This window comes from Paenibacillus sp. SRL342, from assembly GCF_984798905.1.
On sequence record NZ_OZ481790.1, the window covers coordinates 7088634 to 7110619 of the forward strand.

Here is a 21986-nt window from a genome sequence, read left to right on the forward strand (position 1 = left end):
GGTTCAGCTTCAGGTTCAGATATACCTAATAAACCAAAAGAGAGCTAAGCACGGGTTTCATCCCGGCTTAGCTCTCTTTTTGGACTTGATCCTTGTTAACACGATTAGATTAATCGTTATACGTGCAGGACATGTTTTTCATCCGATAATCCCAGCGCCTTGGCTGTTGAAGAATGAACCTTTTTGAGGAGATCCAGGTTCTCCACAAGGGATATGCCATAGGAAGGAATCATTTCCTTGATCTTCGGCTCCCATGCCTCCATATGCTGCGGGAAGCACCGTTGAAGAATCTCAAGCATGACCTGAACCGCGGTGGATGCACCCGGTGATGCACCTAGCAGAGCCGCAATCGTTCCATCTGCAGACGTGACCACTTCCGTACCAAATTGGAGCGTACCCTTTCCGCCCTGGACGGTATCCTTGATCACCTGCACACGCTGCCCCGCCAGAACCATATCCCAATCCTCGCTCTTCGCACCCGGAACAAAGTCACGCAATTCAGCCATACGTTGTTCTTTGGATAACATCAGTTGCTGGATCAGATATTTGGTCAAAGAGATTTCTTTGACACCTGCTGCGAGCATCGTAAGCAGATTATGCATCTTAACCGACGTGATTAAGTCAGCATTGGAACCCGTCTTCAGGAACTTCGGCGAGAACCCGGCAAACGGCCCAAATAACAGCGACTTCTTATTGTCGATAAATCGAGTATCCAGATGCGGAACCGACATCGGCGGAGCGCCTACCGAAGCCTTGCCATATACTTTGGCATGATGCTGTTCCACGACTTTTTGATTTTTGCACACCATAAAGATCCCACTGACCGGGAATCCACCGATATGTTTACCTTCCGGAATGCCCGTCTTCTGGAGCAAATGCAGACTCCCACCGCCCGCGCCGATAAAGACGAATTTGGCCTTATGGCGTTCGACTGCACCGCTCTTTAGGTTTTTCACGGATAATTCCCATTGTCCATCGCTGGTGCGTTTCATATTCTTCACGCTATGTTGGTAGTGGATGCCCACGTGTTGTTCCTTCAAATGTTTGATCAGCATACGCGTTAAAGCACCAAAGTTAACGTCCGTACCGGAGTCAATTTTGGTCGCTGCAACAGGTTCATTACTGGTACGATCTTTCATCATCAGCGGCATCCATTTCGCCAGCTCTTTCTTGTCATCCGAGAATTCCATGCCTGCGAACAACGGGTGATTCGACAAGGAGTCATACCGTCTTTTCAAAAACTGGACATTGCTCTCTCCATGTACATAACTCAAATGAGGAATCGGCATAATGAAGTCCCGCGGATTACGAATCAGACGGCTATTGACGAGATAGGACCAAAATTGCTTTGAGATCTGAAATTGTTCATTCACTTTAATCGCTTTGCTAATATCTACGGTTCCGTCTGGTCGTTCAACGGTATAGTTAAGTTCGCACAATGCAGCATGCCCGGTTCCGGCATTATTCCATTCGTTGGAGCTTTCCTCTCCTGCAGTGGCTAGCTTTTCGAAAACCTTAATATTCCAGTCTGGTGCCAATTCTTTTAGCAAAGTTCCCAAAGTTGCACTCATAATTCCGGCACCAATCAAGATAACATCTGTACTCGTTTGTCCCTGGCTCATGTCTACCGTCCTTATATCCTATATTTGCCAAAAGGATGTAAGCGTTATCGATTTGGCATTTGCAGCAAGCCCATTCTTGAACGGGATCGCACCTTCTCTGAATGATTATAACCTTGATCTAGTGTATCAATAATATAGAGCAATTTAAATATGCAATTTCAAGATATTTGCTATTCAATCAGTATACGCTAGTTTACATCGGAACGTTAGCCCGGTTATAGGCCTGAAAGATATATTTGTTCAAAACAAAGAAAGGAACCCGGTTTTAGGGGGACTTGGGTGATCAAATGGATGCACCAAAAGCCGCTTTCGAATCTCTTCGTAAGGCGGCTTCATATATAAATTAACGATTACAAACCCCGGCGTTTCCGGGAGTACTCAGAAAATTGAAATTAGTTCCTTTGTATACGCATGGCGTTCTCCAGCGAACAACGCATCTGCGCCAAAGCGGTCAACGATCTCACCTTCCCGCATAACGATGATGCGCTGGCTCATGCGATGTACCGCAGCCAGATCATGAGAGATGAACACGTATGAAAGACCAAGTGATGTGCGGAGATCCGTAAGCAATTGCAGAACTGCACCTTGCGAGATCACGTCCAGGCTGGCCGTCGGTTCATCCAGTACAACAACGTCCGGTTCAATGCCAATAGCACGTGCGATCGTGACCCGCTGACGCTGGCCACCACTTAGCTCATGGGGGTATCGTCCAGCCAAATCGCTCGGAAGCTCGACCGCTTCAAGCAGCTTTTGGACGTAAGCATCCTTCGACGTATAGGTAAAGTGGGACAGCTCGGCGTTCCGTCCAAGTTGTTCGTATGGATCAATCAGCGAATCAGCAATCTTGAGCTTCGGGTTTAGTGCAGCCATTGGATTCTGGAAAACAATCTGAATCTTCCGGCGATGTGGCCGCAACCGTCGGCCGCTCAGCCGTGCAATATCCTGTCCACCCAGTGTAATCGAGCCTGCATCTGCATCTTCGATCCTCAACAGACAGCGTGCGAGTGTACTCTTGCCGCAGCCGCTCTCCCCAACCAGGCCAAGGCATTCACCGTGGTTCAGAGTGAAGGAAATATCATTCACAGCCGGTCGGTCTGCACCTGCATACGTTCGGCTGAGATGTTCCACGTGAAGCACAGGGCCGCCGGAAATGCTGAGCGATGAAACGTTGCCTGTACCCGTGGTATCTATATCAGCATCTGTGTCTGCATGATCTGTATCTGTAATATCTATGACTGTACTGTCTGTGTCTGTATGGTTTAAGTCTCTAGCAAAATCATGGCTTCGCACACCGGAATCTTCGGACTGCACGAGTCCACGGCGTTTTTCATTTTCGTTCATCTTCATTCCGTTCCTGCCTCCTTCAAGCCTGACTTCAGCGAACGACTCAGGACGGGAGCCGCATCAATCAGCTGGCGCGTATATTCATGCTGGGGATGGTCAAGAATGCGATGTTTTCCGCCAGATTCGACAATCTGCCCTTCCTTCATCACAGCCAAACGGCTGGCATAGCGGCGTACATGGCGCCAATCATGTGTGATAAACAGAATGGCACATCCCGTCTCCGCTTGTTTGCGTGCCAGCAACTCCAATACGCGATGCCCAGACACACTGTCCAGTGCCGTTGTTGCTTCATCTGCAATCAGCAGACGAGGAGACAGCATCAGTGACGTAGCAATTGAAGCCCGCTGAAGCTGTCCACCGCTCAACTGGAACGGATAGCGGCGCAGCAATTCAGCGCTAAGGCCAACCGATTCCAGCGCTTCCTCAGCCCTTTTCTTACGGAGGGCAGAAGACTTTTCCCCATGTACCTTCTGGTATTCATCAAAGTGCCCACCAATACTGCGAAATGGCGTAAACGCTCCCTGATAGTCTTGAAAAATATATGAGATGCGGCTTCCCCGTAGGGCTCGCATCTCCTTCGGCTTCCGTTCGAGCAGGTTGCTGCCTTCGAACATGACTCGTCCCGACGCATGCAGGTTGGGCGGCAGCAGACGACCAATCGCTTGCGAGAGCAAGCTTTTGCCACTACCGCTCTGACCAACCAATGCCATGAATTCACCTTCGCGAACAGCCAGAGAGACTTGATCTACAATCGTACGATCCCGACTGGAGATGCTCAGTTCCTCAATGGAGAGAATCATGGCTGCACCTCCTTCTTCACGTCAAACCGGTCTCGCAGATAGTCACCCAGCATGTTGGCAAGCAGGACTACCGAGACAATGGCAAGGCCCGGATAGATCATCAGCTCTGGTCGAGACTGGAAGTAAGGCCGTGAGTCGTTCAGCATCGCACCCCATTCAGGTGTTGGTGGCTGTGCACCAAGGCCGATGTAGGACAACGAAGAGATGAGCAGGATGATTTTGCCCAGATCGAGACTGGCTAACACGAGCACATGCCCTGCGATGTGCGGAAGCAGATGTTTTCTCATGATACGACCGTCCGATAGTCCGTTGGTCCGGGCGATGCGAATGTAATCCTTTTGTGACTCAGATAAAACTGTACTCCGAACGAGACGGGCGTAGCTGACCCACTTTACGATTACGATCGCTAATACCAAATTACCGATTCCCGCGCCAAGCAAGCCACTTAGTACAATCGCCACGATGGTATCAGGGAAAGCAAGAAAGGCATCAGCGATCCGCATGAACAGCTTATCGACCCAGCCACGTTTGTATCCTGCGATCAGTCCAAACGGAATACCGATCAGCAGTGCAGCACCGAGTGCCAGCAGACTATAACCCAGTGTTTGGCCGCCGCCAAGCAGCAGACGTGTCAGTACATCGCGGCCCAAATGATCGGTGCCGAACGGATGGAGAGCACTTGCGCCCTGCAATCGTCCGCGCAGATCAGTTAAGGTATGATCATGTTTTAGAACGAAAAAGGCATATACGGAGGCCGCGATGACCAGAAGTGCAAATAGCAAACCAACGATCGCCTGCCAGCTATGTTTTTTAGATTTTGTCGTTGGAATGGGCAGGGGTATGGTTTTCATCGGTGGGCCTCCTTTTCCTTCAGTTTCATTTCAGGATTCAAATAACGGTACGACAGATCAACCGCCGTATTCACGAGAAATACCACGATAGCCATGATCAGAATGTAACCCTGAATCAGTGGATAATCACGCTGGCGGATGGCGTCAACGACAAGCTTGCCGATGCCCGGATAAGCGAACAACACTTCAATCACAACAACTCCGCCAATCAGGCTGCCGAGACTGACGCCGAATACCGTAATGACAGGCGGCAGACTGTGCCGAAACGCGTGAAGCATGAAGATCCGGCCTTCGGATAACCCTCTTGCCCGGGCGGATCGAACGAACTCCTGACTTAGTGAATCCAGCAAGCTGGAACGCAAAAGACGCACATAAACGCTGGAGATGGCAAGTCCCAGCGTCAGAGATGGCAGAATAAGCGATGTGAATCCATCCCGGCCCATGGTTGGCAGATTACCGAAGCGTACGCCGAACATGTCGATCAGGATCAGACCCAGCCAGAAACTTGGCACCGCCGCACCCACAATGGAGAGCATCCGGCTGCCACGGTCAATCCAACTGCCACGATGGAGCGCTGATAGCGAGCCAAGAGGAATTGCTATGACGAGCATGACCAGCAGTGCGCCAATCGTCAGTTCAGCTGTGGCTGGCAGCGCACGCATCAAGGTCTGCATGACAGGCTGGCCTGTCGAATACGATACACCGAAGTCGAGCCGAACGAAATCGAGCAACCAGTTGCCAAACTGGACAGGTAGGGAATCGTTGAAGCCCATCTCCTCGCGTACAGCTTCGACCTGCTCCTGACTGACGGACAGTTCGTCTACGTTCATTATCGTCAGCACGGGATCACCCGGAGCCAGACGAATGAAGAGGAAGCTCACAAACATAATGAACAACAGAAAGATAAATACCTCAAGAAACTTCCGAAGCAAAATGCGAAACATTACATCACATCCAGCTTATTGGTAATCATGTAATATTCACTGCGGGTGGTAACCCAGTTCTTGATCTTCTTGCCGTTGTAGGCAACGATCGTACCAGGATGCAGCACGAATGAATTCAGCACGTTGTCATGCACGTAGTTGGCTGCCTTCTCGGCAAGCTCTGCGCGCTTCTCCGGTGCAACTGTGAGATTCAATTCGTCGATGATCTTGGTCAGTTCTGGATCTTCCGATCCACTGAAGTTAAGAGCACCTTTCGGATGGTACGTCGCATTCAGGTAATAGCCTGCATCCCCACGCGGAGCTGTCAAATTACTATACGTTGCAATATCCCAGTCACGGTTGGATGCCATATAATCTTCCGGTGTGTCGATCTGGCGGATCTGCACGTCGATGCCGATCTTCTTGGCATCAGATTGGAACACTTGAGCAATCAGTGGCAGATCGGCACGAGCTGAATACGTCAGCAGCGTCAATTGCAGCGGCTTGCCATCTTTCGTCATCACGCCATTTTGCAGCTCGTATCCAGCTTCCTTAAGATAGTTCACTGCGGCGTCAGGCCCGGATTGCTTAGCAGTCTCTGCATAATTCGGCGCGAACGGCAGCGATGGCAGGAACGGACCGACGGCTGCTTCCCCGTAGCCGAGCAGGATCGTGTCAACGATACCCTGACGGTCAATCAGCGCGTCCAGCGCACGACGAACATTGAGGTCCTTCATACTCTCCCGCTGCATGTTCATCGTTAGCTGATGCACGCGGAATGTCGATGTGGACTCAACCTTCATGCCGTCCAGCGCTTTGAGCGATTCGAGACTCTCTACCTCCGGACGGTATACGATATCAACCTGCCCAGATTTGAGCGCTAGTGTACGGGCATTGGCATCTTCATTGAATGAGAACGTGATGGAATCCAGAGGCGATGCTCCGTCCCAGTATTCATCATAGCGATCCAGTTGCAGCTTGCTGCCTGGGGTAAAAGAGGTCAGCTTGAACGGGCCCGTACCAATGGGCTTGTTCACAATGTCCGGCTCACTCACGTCGATAATCGCCGTGTTGGGGTTCACCAGTTCCGAAGCGAACTCCGGGAACGGCTGAGTTGTGGTAATCTCCAGCTTGTCACCCTCGGCTTCAATCGTATCGATCTTGAGCGCATTCTGGATCGCTACACTCTCTTCCAGCGCCCGCTCAAGGGATGCCTTAACGGATTCACCCGTCATCGGCTTGCCGTTCTGGAAGGTCACATCATCTCGCAGGTCGATCGTCCAATGCTGACCATCTTCGCTCTCCCAGCTCTCGGCGAGCCATGGAGCAACCGTCAGGTTCTCTTCATCGAGACGAACCAGCGTTTCCGTAATGCCCGCGCGCAGCGGCACATAGCTGGAATCCACATGTGGATCTAGCGAGCTGGTGGAGAAGTTATATAGGAAGTGAACATTTTTATTATCAGTGGATGGTTGCGCAGCGGGACTGGACTCAGATGATCCGCAGGCGCTCAACAGTCCAGCGCTCAAGGCCAAGGAGACCAGCGCTAGCAGTGGCGTCTTTTTATTCAAGGTAATGCCCCTCTCTCTTAATCGTAATCATTATGATCTAAACAATGAGTATTATCATATCGTAATGATTACGTTTTGACAAGAGTTATATTGGTGTTAGAACGAGAAAAAATCCGACTCTCGAATGAGAGCGGATTCTTCATGTTTTTTGTTACATATGAGGGCTTATCTTGTTAACGATTTGCTTTCTAGCTCAATATTGTTAGAAAGGCTCTACTGCAGTATACTTCGGCACTCTTCTTTTATATTCATCTACCTCTTCAAATGAAATCATACTTAAGCGTTCAGGTACTTTCGTTCGAGAAATGTGGACTCCTTGAAGACAAGAATTACACCATATGTCTAAAAAACCTACTCTTGAACGTGTGTCTCCCACATACTGATAATTAACTTTAGTCTCTTGGCAGTTAGGACATTTAATAGTAGATATATTTTGATAGTTCTCAATGATCTCTGTATTTACCTTGATCCAATCTTTAAATTTAGAGTTCGTCATAGTTATCTTTCCCTTCGTTGATAATACTCCCACCAAGAGCTCTCTGAACCATAGGCTCCTTTCTCATACTCAAGCAATGTTTCCGGATCTTGAGGCTTACCAAAGACCTTAGTCTGATATATGTGAATTCTCTCATGCCCTAGGGTCTTAACTAGATTCTCTTTACTACTAAATGCATCCGGATAGAGAACTATCCTGTTACCTTTCGGATCAGCCCATCCATATAAATCCTTCCCTACTAGCTCAGCATCCCGGACTATTTCTATCTTTACCCCTTTGAGTCCTATTCCTGCATCTCCTGCTACCTTATCAACATGTCTTAATTGCATAGGCTCAGATAAGTCCTTGAAGGCTCCCGTATTGGAAGTTCTACGATATAAGTCATTGCCATTGTTATTGCTTATACCTGCCTTTTGTTCAGCTTTGTTTATATTATTCTGAATCTTAGATGCCAAACCAGATGACGACGTTTTAAATGGTCCTGAACGTCCCGGCATATTCCCACGAACCATCTGAATCGCCATGAATATCTGACTAAACTTCAGAGAGGTCACCATCATCTGAGCATACTTATCGGATACAGCCTCTCCTGTCGTAGGATGAATGCCCATCTCAAATGCCTTGATCTGTAACGCAAAAATATCTTCTCCAGGCGGTTCAACGTTCACAGCTTGCATGCGATTAAAGTCCAGATTTCCCTGATCCCTCTGATAAGCCTGAAGAGCAGCCTGATCCGCAACACCATTCTCGTTGACAGGCATCCACACCCACTTACCAAACATATTGACTTGCGCCATCCGATAGCCCTTGTCACCCGAACCTGAATCACCTGATGATTTGGTCATCATAGCTGCAGCACCGACTGCTCCAAACGCACCACCCAGACTTCCCTTCTGAGCATCTGCATCTTGGAAACGCGTGGCGATATCCTTCAATTCCTTCGATGTGTTCACCATACTCTCCAGCGCTTTATCCAGTATAGGTCGTGACTGCTCGAACTCATAGTAAAATCGCTCCTGCGTCGCGCCCATCCACATCATCTGAACGAACATGATCTGTCTCGTCAGTTCACTTCGTATACTCTCCAACTGTTGTCTGGCTTGATCCACCTGATTCGATACGTGATGTAGTTGTTCAGGGGTAACTTTGATTGTACTCATACGTTTCTCCGCTCATTCGAAATAGGATTATCCTATGTTAGCAGAAGTGTAATATGTAAACTATCCGGCTAACATCCTGATTTCACCATGCTAAAAACACAATCTGTGCTACTTATCGGTGCTATGGTCCTATATGCATATACCCACTTCAAGGCATATCCTACCAGTTTCAGTAAATACCTCTCCTACTTCATTTCCTCCAGCATCACCCGATACCGCCCAATCTGCTCCGCTGTCGCCTCTTCCCGCAATGATTCCAACAATGCCGTGCACTTTATAAAATACCGATCCATCCCAAGCTTATCCGCTAACCTGATCGCCTGTAAAATGAACTCCACGGCCTCCTGTGGTCTTCCCATCCACTGTTCATACAATGCTCGCTGATAACAGAAATGGTACATATCATCGTTGTTTGAAGAATTCATTTCTGTGCCATCGCCCAGCATCTGATCCTCAAACACATGTAAAACCCGATCAATCTGCCACCTATGCCGCACTGCTGCTTCCGTAATCACTTTCAGACCCATCAACCATTCCTCCCGATGCTCAAGCAAAAAGTTCACAAACTCCTCCAGCAGTTCCACCTGCCCAGCTTCAATCTCAAGAGCATACCGATTCACCTGTGCCTTATGCTTGAACTCCTGAACCACCTGCATACCTACCTCATCCAGATCCTCCATCCACCCCAGTTCTGCATATTGATCGATACATGCCCTCGCCTGATCTACCTGTCCCATCTTCTGGTGAGCCCTACCCCGCATTAAGTGACTGAACCCGTAATAGTAAACCAAGGGACGCTCGATGTGTATATGTAGTGCATGCATTCCCTTTGACTGATACTCCTGCCGCTCTTCATGGATCGACTGAACACATTGATATAACATGTTCGCCCTCTCCATCACCTTGTTCCAATTTTCAAAAGCCACAGCCATCTCCAACATTTCAACAATGATGTCAGGTTTGAGTGATTTTAGGATAGATTTCCGCAAAGATAATCCTCCTTAATTATCGATTTTCTTATAATTGTATAGATAAACCAAAAGAAGATCAATATAAATTGTACTCATAAGTACTGTTTAATAATTATTTCCTTTGCGTATATTAGTCTGTAAGGATTGTATAACCTCTTCTAACCTTAAGTGGAGGTGATCAAATGAGTTTACCAGAGGACGTAGGAAATCGAATACGTGAGTTAAGGAAGGCAAAAGGCTGGACTCAGGAACAACTGGCGGAAGCAGCAGGTCTTCATTACAGCTATATTGGTGGAGTTGAACGGGGAGATCGTAACATTTCTTTGGAGACTCTTGAGAAAATAATCAATGGATTGCAGGTCACTGCTGAAGAAATCTTTAAATTCAAAGAAGACTCTGAGTACAAAAGAGCCTTGGACGAACATATAACTTTAATAAGCAGCAAAAGTACAGATGAAATCCTATCATTGACTAAAATCAGCAAAGAAGTTTTAATTGCTATCGAAAAATCACATAAAAATTCCGAATAAATATATCTGTATCAACATCATTACTTTAATACCAAAAAAGAGTGGAGTACGTCTCCACTCTTCTCTTATTTCTCTTTTCAAATAACTTCCCGCTCAAACTCCGCAAACTCCACTCTGTTCCGCCCATTCTGCTTCGCCTGATACAAGGCCTTATCCACCGCAGCGAACAGTTGCGTCAAATACCCCTCCGGATTGTCCGGTACATGCACAACTTCAAAATCCTCAAAGGCCAGAATTCCAATACTAATCGTAATCGACACCTGCAAACTCTCGTGATCCACCATAATGAAGTTGGACTCCACAGCTGTTCTCACGCGCTCTGCGATTTGGTTCGCCAAGTCATGCTCGGTATGCGGAAGGTAGATCATGAACTCTTCCCCGCCATAACGCGTCAGGATATCGGTACTGCGAATCGATTGTTTGACGGCCTCCGCCGTGCGAACGAGCACCTCATCCCCGATGACATGTCCGTAGCGATCATTGATGGCTTTGAAGTAGTCGATATCGAGCAACAGGAGTGAAAATGGTGTTTTGTATTGAATATTGGTAATGACCTCGTGATTCAGATGTTGGGTCAGATAACGACGGTTGTAACAGTTGGTTAAACTGTCCGTCAGCGCCAGTTCCTCCAGTTTGCGATTGGCCTCGGATAACTCCTGACGGATCAGGTCTAGCGCCTGATTTCGCTCCTGAAGCGTTACGTTCTGGCGATTCATCTCTTTCACGTAGAAACGCTCCTGCGAGACATCCTGGAACGTAAGGATATGACCGATCGGCACAAGAGCCGAATCCACAATCGGAGAAGATTGCAGGATATAGTGCCGGATATTGTTGTCCCGCTCCACGATCACTTCAATGTGAGAGAGGGTATTTTCTTTTTTCTTATAATGATTCACGAACTCTCGACAGCTGCCCACAACATGAACAGACTCCAGAAAGGCTTCCATATCAAAAGAATCCCCCACATGCAGATCCATAAAGGATCGTGAGGCTTTGTTCGCTTCAACAATGACTTCATTCTCATCCAGTACCAGGATGCCATATGGAATGGTATTGATAACATCCTCATGAGCGATGGAGACCAGATCGAACACATTGTATCTTTTGATCACATAGACGAAGAAGAGGTCCGACAGAAAGATCCCCAGCGAAGTCATGCCAGGAATGATCGGCAACCAGCGGGCTAGAACGACATTCAGAATCGCATCAATTGTTGCAAAAATAGCCAACACCAAGATGCCCCACAGGGTGATTCTCACCTGTTTTTTGATCATGGCAGACGTATGCGAAGAATACACCGCCCGGAATAGAACCACGAGAGAAGTCAAGAAATAGCTCACCAGAATAGTCATCACAACCCAGAACCAAAGACCGTAATCCCGCTCGATGTACCCGCCCTCCAGTGGAATGACGAACTCGTTCCATGGATTAACGACCACACATATAGCCCCGATCACCGCAGGGACAAATAGCAAGAAGGTTCCTTTTGCACTCAAACGCTCTGAATAACCGGTAATAAAGATCGTCAGTAGAAGCCACCCACTCCCAAGCAGAGAGACCGCGACGAAAGATAAGGTAATGTAGAATAACTGCAGACCGGAATCATCCGTGAGCGTACTCGCAAATTGACAGAAAGGCCAGAGCATCATCAACCCGTGAAATAAAAAGTATACCTTATGTAAGTTCGTAATTCTAACCGTAGCAAACACATATACACCTACACCAAACAATAGGACAAATAAAAAGAGATCATACCATACTAATGGGTTCACGAATCTTCTCCTTCTTAGATGCTACAATGACAACGTGGTTGTTCATGATTCTAAGTGATACGTATATAAAACTTCAATAAACACCTATACAATTCTGCTACGCCAAACTTATTGGTTAATTTAACCATATCTTATCACACCACTATGAGGGTGAGTAGCCCATACACTGGAAGTCCGACCAACCTCTGATCGAAATGTTGATCTATTTTGCGCTTTTGTGAAGGAATCTGATTGTTCCACAAAAAAAACCGCCCATGTCCAACTGAGCGGCCAGCCAGCAACCTGTTTTATTCAAAAAATCCAAACTATTCGCGGAGTTAACCTCTCCGGCAGTAATACTTCACCTGCTGATCAAGCTGCATCTACTCTTCTAGTATTTTGGTTATAACTTGCTCATGATTAAGTAACCGTTCGCCTTCAGCGACCTGTTTCTCTGCGACCAACAGCTCCGATTGCAGCTTATAACGCGCCTCGTTTCTGAGATATGCTTCATGACTCATCCCAACTAGATCTACTTCATAATTAGGTGAATGGAATGGTTCGTTGTCCGAGAACAAGTCTGGGTTATGCTTGAGCATCTCCGTAATTACCTCTGCTGTCTTAGCCGCATCACACACTCTTACGACCGCATCGCCGAGCTTTCCTGTACGCATCGCACCTTCGCGAACCAGTACCTCATCTACTTTCCAGAAATGCTCCGACCATGGCAACCCACAATGTCTGCGGGATGGTACTGAAATCTGACTTCCATCTGGTAAAACCGTATATAGCATCTCATGCTCGTCCGTCATTCTGCCAGGGATGTCCACCCACTCTTCGACCCCATGAATGAATGTATTCCGCTTCAAATCAACGCCTACCAGAAGAATGGTCGCCTTACGGTCAAGCAGTTTCCCCCATGCTGAACCTCTCGCACATGGTGTGTCGAAGAGATGATCATCCTTCGTAAATGCCTCTGCATCCCTTCCAAGTGCTGCTACCGAGTGCGTTGGGTGCCACGAACGAACCACGCCCGGACGTTTACGAAACAGTTCAGGAAGAATACCGACACAACAGGTAGAATTTTCCACGTGGAACATTGGGTTATCCGCATTAATGGTAGACCACGTATGAGTGGGAAGCACCAACAATCCGTCTTTCATATAGTCGCTACAGGCATCCAGCACCGTATCTGCTCCACCTTCAACCTCGCCTATACTTTTCATGGAAGAGTGAATGAGCAACGTGCCTTGCCTATCCACACCAAGCTGTTCTAGATGCTGCATCAAGCTTTCTTTTGTGTACATATCCTTTCCTTACCTCCTACATTTCTTATCTCTTCTCGATGAAAAAGTAAACCCATGCTCAGTTTCACATCATGCTTCTCAGCATAACAAACAAAGGGCCGAGGGTTAACCCCCGGCCACAGAGAAAGATTTGTATAAGTTCAGGCAGTAGCTGCCACTCAACTTTTACTTAATAATAACGTACTCCAGATTCACCAGCTTCGCATACGTCACGATCTGATCTGTCGTCAGGTTCAAGGATACAACCGTATGGTGACCGCCACCATTTTCGATCCATGCTTTTACCCCGTCCTGGAAGTTCGGCTTCACGCTCCACAATACACGCGCTACAGGCAGGTTAGGCGCTGGAACGGTTGGCTCAAATGCAGATACTTCGTTGATCAGCAGTTTGTAATGTGTACCGAAGTCTGCCATGGATACCACGACACCTTCGCCTGCTTTACCATCGAATACGAGACGAGCCGGATCTTCACGATCGCCAATGCCCAGTGGAGACACGATGATTCTCGGTTTCGTGCTGGCGAGTGTAGGATCTACTTCAAGCATGTGAGATTGCAGGATCGCTTCCTGTCCAGCGGCCATCTCGTATGTGTAATCTTCCATGAAGCCTGTGTTCTCGTTATGGGCCATGATTTTCAGCAAGCGATCCAGCGCAGCTGTTTTCCAGTCACCCTCACCGGCAAATCCGTACCCTTGAGCCATTAGGCGTTGTACAGCCAGACCCGGAAGTTGTTTCATGCCATGCAGATCTTCGAAGTTTGTAGTGAAGGCACTGTAACCACCTTCGTCCAGAAAACGTTTAATGGCAATCTCATAGCTCGCTTGCACACGTACACTGGCTTCCCAAGCTTCCTTGCTGTTCGTGCCATAATCGAATTCATACAGGTCTCCATACTGAGCGATCAGATCATCGATTTCCTGCTCTGTTACAGCGTTCACGTATTGCACGAGGTCACCAATGCCGAAGTAATCAACGGTCCATCCGAATTGGATCTGTGCTTCCACTTTATCACCTTCGGTTACACCCACGTTACGCATATTATCACCGAAGCGCGCTACTTTGATGTTAAAGCTTTCATTATAAGCTACCGCTACGTCCATCCAGTCAGCAACCTGTTGTTGCACTTCTGGGCGCTCCCAGTAGCCAACAACGATTTTATTTTGTTTTCTCAGACGGGCATTAATGAAGCCGTATTCGCGGTCACCATGTGCCGCTTGGTTCAAGTTCATGAAGTCCATATCGATGGTTGCCCACGGAATGCTTTCGTTGAATTGGGTTGCCAAGTGAAGCAAAGGTTTTTGCAGCAATTTTGTACCACGAATCCACATTTTCGCCGGGGAGAACGTATGCATCCACGTAATCACACCTGCTACTTCGTCGCGATAGTTGACTTCCTTCATCGTGCTCGTGATTTTATCTGCACTTACCGCCAGATCCTGCAATACGAGCGGGTACGGCAGTACGCCACTTGCATTAAGGGCATCCGTGATTTTCTGTGCGTTGGCTTTTACTTCGCCCAGTGCTTCTTCTCCGTACAAGTGCTGTGAACCGACCACAAACCAGAATTCTTTTGCTGCTGACATATAATCATCCTCATTTCATTATTTTATAGTTGAACCAATGGGTTTACACTAGCACACTGCGCAGCCAGAATAATCTTTCGATCGCTGGTTATCCCCGGATTTTTTTGATTCCCTTTTTTAAAGGGAAAATCCTGTGATAAACGCGAACGCTCCGCTTCTCCAGCTTTCTTCTGTCTTCTCCGTTATCGTGTAAAAAGTATAGTTGAACAAATCATTCCCACACTAAACCACTTGGAAGCCAGGACATGCTTCCAGTCACTGTTATAACCTAATTACTTCTGTCCGTAATACGCGTCTTTTCCGTGTTTTCGCAGATAGTGTTTATCCAAGATGCCTTGCGGCAGTTCTTTCGCGAAGTTATTTAATTGCCGCGCGTACAGGTTCATTTTGCACACTTCCTCCAGTACGACACTGTTCACCACCGCAGACTTGGCATCTTTCCCCCACGTAAACGGTGCGTGACCATGGAGCAGTACAGCTGGAACCGCCATAACATCAATTCCACGCTGTTCAAACGTTTCAATAATGACGCGTCCTGTCTCCGCTTCGTATCCGCGATCAACCTCGTCCTGATTCAGGAAACGTGCACAAGGCACCGCCCCATAGAAGGTGTCTGCATGCGTGGTGCCCATCACAGGTACGTCCAGTCCGGCTTGCGCCCAGATGGTCGCCCATGTGGAGTGTGTGTGCACAATGCCACCAATCTCCGAGTAATGCTTATATAGTACGGCGTGTGTTGCGGTATCCGAGGAAGGTCTCATTTCACCCTCCACCACGTTACCGTCCAGATCGACCACAACCATGTCACTAGCTTTCATCGTATCGTAGCTGACGCCACTTGGTTTGATCACGAACAGACCGTTTTCCCGATCGATTGCACTGACGTTACCCCATGTGAATTTCACAAGTCCGTGCTTTGGCAGTTCCAGATTCGCCTGGAATACCTCTTCTTTCAGTTGCTCTAACATGTTATTCCCTCCCGTTCTCTACCAGATGATCTACAGCTGCCTGCTCAATCACAAGTCCACTCCGGTAGCGTTCGATAAATGCTTCAAACCCTTTCACATCGGATGCATCCGGCGCCACTTCGACTCCCTCAACATCGTTAAAGACCTTCTGCTCCAGGAACACATCCAGGCTCTCCTCTTGATCTTTGTTGATCATGTACGAAGCCAGAAGTGCCATGCCCCATGCGCCGCCTTCACCAGCGGTAGACATTACCGACACCGGCACGTTCATCGCAGCGGCTACAATCCGTTGTCCGACCACAGGGGTTTTGAACAGACCACCGTGAGCCAAAATGCTGTCAATGGCTACATTCTCTTCTTCCGTCAAAATGTCCATACCCAGCTTGAGTGCACCGAAGGCACTGAACAGATGTGTCCGCATGAAGTTTGCCAGATTGAAATTGCTTTCCGGGGAGCGGACGAACAATGGACGGCCTTTCTCAAGTCCCGTAATGTTCTCACCTGAGTAGTAACCGTAGCTGAGCAAGCCGCCACCATCAGGGTCTGCCTCCAAAGCTTTGTTAAACAACACACTAAACAACTTGCCGTTATCCACTTCATATCCCATCGCTTGCGAGAATTCACGGAACAACCCAACCCATGCGTTGATATCACTTGAACAGTTGTTGGCATGTACCATCCCTACTGGGCTACCATCCGGCGTGGTGACCATATCGATCTCGGGATACACTTTGGATAATTCCTTCTCCAGTACAATCATCGCAAATACGGATGTGCCGACGGAGATGTTCCCCGTACGTTTTCTTACGCTATTCGTTGCCACCATACCCGTTCCGGCATCGCCTTCTGGCGGGCAGAGCGGAATGCCTGCTTGCAGATCTTGCGAAGGGTCGAGCAACTTGGCTCCCGCTTCCGTCAACTCACCTGCATTCTCACCAGCGAGATACACTTTGGGAAGAAGGTCTTCAACCTTCCACGGATAGCCTTTGCCTGCGATCTGTTCATCGAACTGTTGGATCATGGATGGGTGGTAATTATGCGTAGACTCGTCAATTGGGAAAATGCCAGAAGCATCGCCGATCCCAATCGCCTTATTGCCCGTCAGCAACCAGTGGATGTATCCAGCCAAAGTTGTCAGGTGATCGATCTGTGGCACATGCACCTCTTCGTTCAAAATCGCTTGGTACAAGTGGGCGATGCTCCAGCGTTCAGGAATATTGAATTGCAGAAGATCCGTTAGCTCTCTTGCAGCTGCTCCTGTAGTAGCATTACGCCAGGTGCGGAAAGGTACCAGCATTTCGCCCGCGCCATCCAATGCGATATATCCGTGCATCATGGCCGAGAATCCAATTGAACCGACCGTACGCAGCGTGATTCCGTATTTCTGTTCCACATCTTGCTTCATCTCACGATAGGCCGCTTGCAAACCGGTGATGATATCCTCCTGGTTGTACGTCCAATATCCATCTTTCAGGAGGTTCTCCCATTCGTAACTGCCTGACGCGATGGTTTCAAAACGCTCGTCAATCAACACCGCCTTAATCCGCGTTGATCCAAATTCAATTCCAAGTGAAGTAGCACCCTTGGTAATGGCTTCTTTCAAGTCCAATTGACTCATAATCACGTGTATCCCCTCTCCGGTCGCGATTTCACATCCCAAAGGATGCATATATAAGGTGAAGCTCTTACTTATGGCGATAGCTAATAATGAATTTTGTATAAATGCTTTCTGTTGTGTTTTCAAAGAATGCGCTTTCCTTTTCTGACAGCCTTAGTATATTTTTTGTACGTACATTTGTCAATAATATATAATAGTTATACTTACAAAGGGCACATATCGTGCTCTATTTGATCAATAAAAGGACTTAAATGGCTATAAATTGGCTATGTTGTAAGGTACACCTCTTTCTAAAAAGACCTGATATGTACGGTTTATTTCAAAAATTGTGCTGTTTTATATGCATTCAAACTGAATCATGCTAAAATATGTACGTACAACTATTTGAACAACTACGTTTATATAGATGAGTAACGATGAAAGAAGTGGACTACGTGAAGCCAAAATATCAGGTCATCATTGATGATATAAAGAGTCATATCCTTTCGGGAACATATAGCATAGGCGAACAGATCCCCACCGAGTTGGCATTACAGGAAAGCTACACTGTAAGTCGCCAGACGGTGCGGAAGGCTATTTTGGAGTTGTCAAACGAAGGGTTTTTACGAAGTGAAAAGGGTTCAGGGACCTACGTTAGCAATCAGTATCGATCACGATCAGGCGTAAACACGTCGAAGAAAACGATTGGTGTGATCACGACATACATCTCGGATTACATCTTTCCATCCATTATCCGTGGCATCGAGAGTCGTCTGAATGAGGACAACTACTCGTTACTGCTGGCCAGCACCAATAATGATGTGGCACAGGAGAAAAAAGCCCTCGAAATGATGCTCTCCTACGGCGTGGATGGCCTGATTGTCGAACCGACCAAAAGTAATCTGTACAATCCCAACATTGCGTACTACCTGTCCTTCAAGGAGCAGGATGTGCCGTTTACGATGATTAATGCATTTTATGAGGAGCTGGAGGTTCCGTTCTTCTGCCTGGATGACGTGCAATCCAGTTATCTTGCCACTCGGGAATTGATCTCTAAAGGCCATACCCAGATCGGCATTATTGCCAAAATGGATGATCTACAAGGCAAGTACCGGATGAAGGGGTACATCAAGGCGCTGGGTGAAGCGAAGTTACGGTTCCATCCTGAGCAAGTGCTTTCCTTTGATACCGCATCGAAACCGGATTTATCTTATAATGTAGCCACGTATCTGGACGAAAACAGGGATGCGCTCACCGCGATTGTCTGTTACAACGATGAGGTGGGACTGGAGGTCGTGAACGCCTGTAGGCAACTCGGCATCTCGATCCCGGATGAGTTATCCATCATTGGGCAGGACAATTCGTATATTGCCAAGAACGCCAACATCCGGCTAACAACGCTAACCCATCCCCAAGAGCAAATGGGCCGCGATGCTGCCGACTGGGTGATCAAGAATCTGCAAGGCAAAAAGGATCTGCCAACGAACACCTACTATCAGCCGGTGCTGGTTGAGGGGGAGACGGTGAAGGAGATCGTAGTGGAATAATATTGTTGTGGGACGAGCGTTAAGTTGTTACCGAGCGTTTCTGTCCAACATACTTAAAGAAGGCCGTCAGAATATCTGCGGCCTTCTTTGTTTTTGTTCAATATAATGAGGGATTAACTTCTTTCTTACATATACATATACATTTTCTCTAATCAAAACTACTTCGCCTGACCCTCTTCATCGCTTATCAGACTTACAACGACGCCTTTCTTCTCCAAGTTTTTCACAACCTGCTCTGCACGCTCATTCAACGGATTGTTAGCCAAATATACCTCTGTTAGATGTGGGATGGTTTCGAGCACTGTAATATCCTCGATGAGGTTATCTTCTACATATAGATACTCCAAGGTCGGATGATTTTTTAAAGGAGTCAGATCCTGAATTTTATTATCGTTCATAATGACCCATTCCAGCTTTAACTTCTGAAGAGGACTTAGATCAGTCACCTGATTACCACTGGCGAGTAGACTGGTCAGCTTACGCATATTTTTTAATGGAGCCAGGCTTTTGATTTTGTTATCGTCCATAACCAGATTTTGCAGATTAGTTAGACCTAAAAGTGGTGAGATATCTGCAATCTGATTGCCTTCAACAGCTAAGAACGTCAATTTTTTCAACTTGTGGAGTGGCTTAATATTTTTTATATTTTGATCAGGCAAGAATATATCCGTCATATTAACGGCATGTTCAAGACCTTGCAGGTTAGAAATCTTACTTTTTAATTCCATAGCATATAGAGATTTTAATTTTTTCAAATCGGCAGCCTTTATTTCCTTCTTAGCCGACATCTTCAGATCTGCTCGAATAACTTTGGCCAGGACCGGGTCTTTGATAAGCGATGCAGCCGAGATAATAGTGGTCGGTAATAGTACAAAAACCAAACATAAAACGATCATACTTTTGATGAATTGATTACGCATATAGATTCTCCCTTTAAGCATCTTAATTAGTGGCTCCGTTTCAAGGAGTTGAGGTCAGCCGTAACGATTTTACCTGTATTTCCAAAGACGTACACTTTCCCTTTAAACTCCACCGCATCGTACCAATCGTCTACCGTCAAGACATCCTGCTTGGTCCATTTCTCAGCGTCATCGGAAAGGAAGATGGAACCTTCACTGCCGACAGCAATGAAGAGATTGCCCACGTATGAGATGCCAAAGAATCCAGTGTTCATTCCACGAGCATATAATTCATCACGGAACTCTGTCCTCGCCCATTTCTTACCGTCCTCTGAAGTCAAAATAACCGCACTCTGTGCATTCCCATAGTAACTGGCAGTGGTCACGACAAATTTTCCGTCACCCCATACCACATCGAAATTATGTCCAGGAAATCGTGCCGGGATTTCGTTCCACTTCAGACCATCCTCGGAGACGAGCAAAAGTCCTTTTTCTCCAACGGCTACCAGTGTTGTGCCGTTTGATGCCATCGCATTGATTTTTTTCTTTACATTAGTGTTTAGGATCCTCCACGTCTTCCTATCCTTGGAAGAAAGAATCGTGCCGGCCTCACCTGCCACGTAATACGTATTATTGGCATACAGCACGCTCGTAAGTGATTGAGTTGTCGGGGATTTAATGTCCTTCCACTTTCCCCCATCAACAGAGGACATCATCTTCCCGTTATCTCCTACCGCAAAAAAGTCCTTCCCTGACCATACAACTCCCCGAAGTGGATACGCTTGATCCACATAAGAAGATTGCCATTTGCCAGCCGTGTTCATCTTTGCAGAACCCTGCGAGCTGACGGAAAGGAAGTTAAGCTGGCTACGATACCCACCCACCAGCACCAGCCTATCCTTGCTCACTGCTGCTTCATATACGTTACTTGGAAGCACAAAAGGATATCGCTTTGTCAGCTTCCATTTGCGCCCATCCGCAGATGTTTGAATACCAGCATCCGTAATCGTTATATACTGTTTGCCGTTGTGAATGGTAAAAAACGGGTTCTGCTTAGGGCTAGTTGCAAACCCAGCATTGCTCCAGCTCTTACCATCCTTGGATGTCCAGTTGACCTCCTTCAGGACATGATTGGCTTTATTCACATATTCAAAACCAAACATATAAAACCTGTCCTTTGCCCAGTACACCTTGGACCAAAAGGCTTTGGACGATACGTATGTCCATTTCAGTCCATCCTTCGAGGTCATGATCGTTGCATCCCCTACAGCAACAAAAACTCCACCGCCATAGGTCATATCCCAAACTTGCTCATAATTAGGCTGATTGGTCTTCACCTTTTTCCAGGTGATTCCGTCTTTGGATACCGCTACGACTCCGCCTTCATAACCTTGAGCCACGAAGGTATTATTGCCCCATGCTACGGCTGTAAAATTGGTGGAGATACCTGTTTTTCGCTCGGTCCACGTTAATCCATCCTCTGAAGAGAAAATCTTTCCTTCATATGTTGTTCCACCAACTGCAATATATCGTTTCCCGTTCCATACGGCGTCTTTTAAAAATCTTATATGTATTGAATTATTTAACTTCTCCCATGACAGACCATCAGTGGATGTCCATACGGTTATGATATCTGCTTCCTCACGAAAACCCATGAATTCTGACTTTCCATGAATAATCAAACTAAAATCTACTGGATTCCCGGTATAGATTGTCTTCCATGTAACTCCGTCCTTAGAGGTTTTCACATAACCTCCGGCAGCTGGCATCATATAAATCCCTCCACCATAGGCAATGGAATGGGAAACTCCACTATTTAACTCATCCAATGAAGACCAATTAAGGCTCAACTGACTTTTTACTACAGCATCCTCAATGTTCGCAACTTCACCCTCTGCCTGGGCAGGATGTACAGAAATTAGGGAAAACAGCAGAATCGTAGTTAACAGCAGAGGTATTACTTTTAGTGAAAAAACTAGTGTGCGACTCATAGTTATCTCCTTACATTATTTAATACTAGAAATATACCATGATCTGGAATGCAATACATCGATAATATGTTCAT

Annotated in this window: 16 protein-coding genes and 1 pseudogene; 2 read left to right on the top strand and 15 right to left on the bottom strand. The window is 47.0% G+C overall.

Annotation, left to right across the window (positions count from 1 at the left end; genetic code table 11):
• Positions 1–116 precede the first annotated feature (116 nt).
• From AC4E8D_RS31350 to AC4E8D_RS31385, 8 genes are all read right to left on the bottom strand, one after another.
• Complete coding sequence (locus tag AC4E8D_RS31350) at positions 117–1622, bottom strand: malate:quinone oxidoreductase (protein ID WP_490205683.1); 1506 nt, start codon at positions 1620–1622, stop codon at positions 117–119.
• Between the two features lie 378 nt (positions 1623–2000).
• Positions 2001–2969 (bottom strand): ABC transporter ATP-binding protein, encoded by a 969-nt coding sequence (locus AC4E8D_RS31355; RefSeq protein WP_490205684.1) that lies wholly within the window; start codon positions 2967–2969, stop codon positions 2001–2003.
• Positions 2966–3766 carry an ABC transporter ATP-binding protein gene (locus tag AC4E8D_RS31360; protein WP_490205685.1) on the bottom strand — a complete coding sequence of 267 codons (801 nt, stop codon included), beginning with the start codon at positions 3764–3766 and terminating at the stop codon, positions 2966–2968. The genes AC4E8D_RS31355 and AC4E8D_RS31360 overlap by 4 nt, the downstream gene beginning before the upstream one ends.
• Positions 3763–4617 (bottom strand): nickel transporter permease, encoded by an 855-nt coding sequence (gene nikC / locus AC4E8D_RS31365; protein ID WP_339306261.1) that lies wholly within the window; start codon positions 4615–4617, stop codon positions 3763–3765. Before nikC ends, AC4E8D_RS31360 begins: the two co-directional genes overlap by 4 nt.
• The gene (gene nikB / locus AC4E8D_RS31370; protein WP_339306263.1) at positions 4614–5561 is read right to left on the bottom strand and encodes a nickel ABC transporter permease; all 948 of its coding nucleotides are present in this window, start codon (positions 5559–5561) and stop codon (positions 4614–4616) included. Before nikB ends, nikC begins: the two co-directional genes overlap by 4 nt.
• Complete coding sequence (nikA, locus tag AC4E8D_RS31375) at positions 5561–7111, bottom strand: nickel ABC transporter substrate-binding protein (protein ID WP_490205686.1); 1551 nt, start codon at positions 7109–7111, stop codon at positions 5561–5563. Before nikA ends, nikB begins: the two co-directional genes overlap by 1 nt.
• A 498-nt stretch (positions 7112–7609) precedes the next feature.
• On the bottom strand, positions 7610–8767 hold the full coding sequence (locus AC4E8D_RS31380) for a WXG100 family type VII secretion target (RefSeq protein ID WP_221820146.1): 1158 nt from the start codon (positions 8765–8767) through the stop codon (positions 7610–7612).
• A gap of 185 nt (positions 8768–8952) precedes the next feature.
• The gene (locus tag AC4E8D_RS31385) at positions 8953–9756 is read right to left on the bottom strand and encodes a DNA-binding protein (protein WP_221820148.1); all 804 of its coding nucleotides are present in this window, start codon (positions 9754–9756) and stop codon (positions 8953–8955) included.
• Positions 9757–9920: 164 nt separating this feature from the next.
• Between AC4E8D_RS31385 and AC4E8D_RS31390 the strand changes: the two genes are divergently transcribed.
• Positions 9921–10268: a helix-turn-helix domain-containing protein gene (locus tag AC4E8D_RS31390; protein WP_221820149.1), complete on the top strand. Its 348-nt coding sequence runs from the start codon at positions 9921–9923 to the stop codon at positions 10266–10268.
• 77 nt (positions 10269–10345) lie between these two features.
• On the opposite strand, the gene AC4E8D_RS31395 is transcribed toward AC4E8D_RS31390, so the two are convergent.
• The 5 genes and pseudogenes from AC4E8D_RS31395 to AC4E8D_RS31415 form a co-directional block, all read right to left on the bottom strand.
• Positions 10346–12040 (bottom strand): histidine kinase N-terminal 7TM domain-containing diguanylate cyclase, encoded by a 1695-nt coding sequence (locus AC4E8D_RS31395; RefSeq protein ID WP_221820152.1) that lies wholly within the window; start codon positions 12038–12040, stop codon positions 10346–10348.
• A 536-nt stretch (positions 12041–12576) separates the two neighbouring features.
• Positions 12577–13326: pseudogene (locus AC4E8D_RS31400) on the bottom strand (AAC(3) family N-acetyltransferase); the annotation flags it as partial.
• A gap of 165 nt (positions 13327–13491) precedes the next feature.
• On the bottom strand, positions 13492–14910 hold the full coding sequence (araA, locus tag AC4E8D_RS31405) for an L-arabinose isomerase (RefSeq protein ID WP_017691494.1): 1419 nt from the start codon (positions 14908–14910) through the stop codon (positions 13492–13494).
• 272 nt (positions 14911–15182) lie between these two features.
• Complete coding sequence (locus AC4E8D_RS31410) at positions 15183–15878, bottom strand: L-ribulose-5-phosphate 4-epimerase (RefSeq protein WP_490205687.1); 696 nt, start codon at positions 15876–15878, stop codon at positions 15183–15185.
• A gap of 1 nt (position 15879) precedes the next feature.
• Complete coding sequence (locus AC4E8D_RS31415) at positions 15880–17496, bottom strand: xylulokinase (RefSeq protein WP_490205688.1); 1617 nt, start codon at positions 17494–17496, stop codon at positions 15880–15882.
• A gap of 434 nt (positions 17497–17930) precedes the next feature.
• On the opposite strand from AC4E8D_RS31415, the gene AC4E8D_RS31420 reads away from it, so the two are divergent.
• Entirely contained in the window at positions 17931–19022 is a 1092-nt protein-coding gene (locus tag AC4E8D_RS31420) for a GntR family transcriptional regulator (protein ID WP_221820289.1), read from the top strand.
• 158 nt (positions 19023–19180) lie between these two features.
• Here the strand turns inward: AC4E8D_RS31420 and AC4E8D_RS31425 are convergent, their stop codons facing one another.
• Positions 19181–19942, bottom strand: a complete 762-nt coding sequence (locus AC4E8D_RS31425; RefSeq protein WP_221820165.1) for a leucine-rich repeat domain-containing protein — start codon at positions 19940–19942, stop codon at positions 19181–19183.
• Between the two features lie 26 nt (positions 19943–19968).
• Positions 19969–21912, bottom strand: a complete 1944-nt coding sequence (locus AC4E8D_RS31430; protein WP_490205689.1) for a DUF6242 domain-containing protein — start codon at positions 21910–21912, stop codon at positions 19969–19971.
• Positions 21913–21986 lie beyond the last annotated feature (74 nt).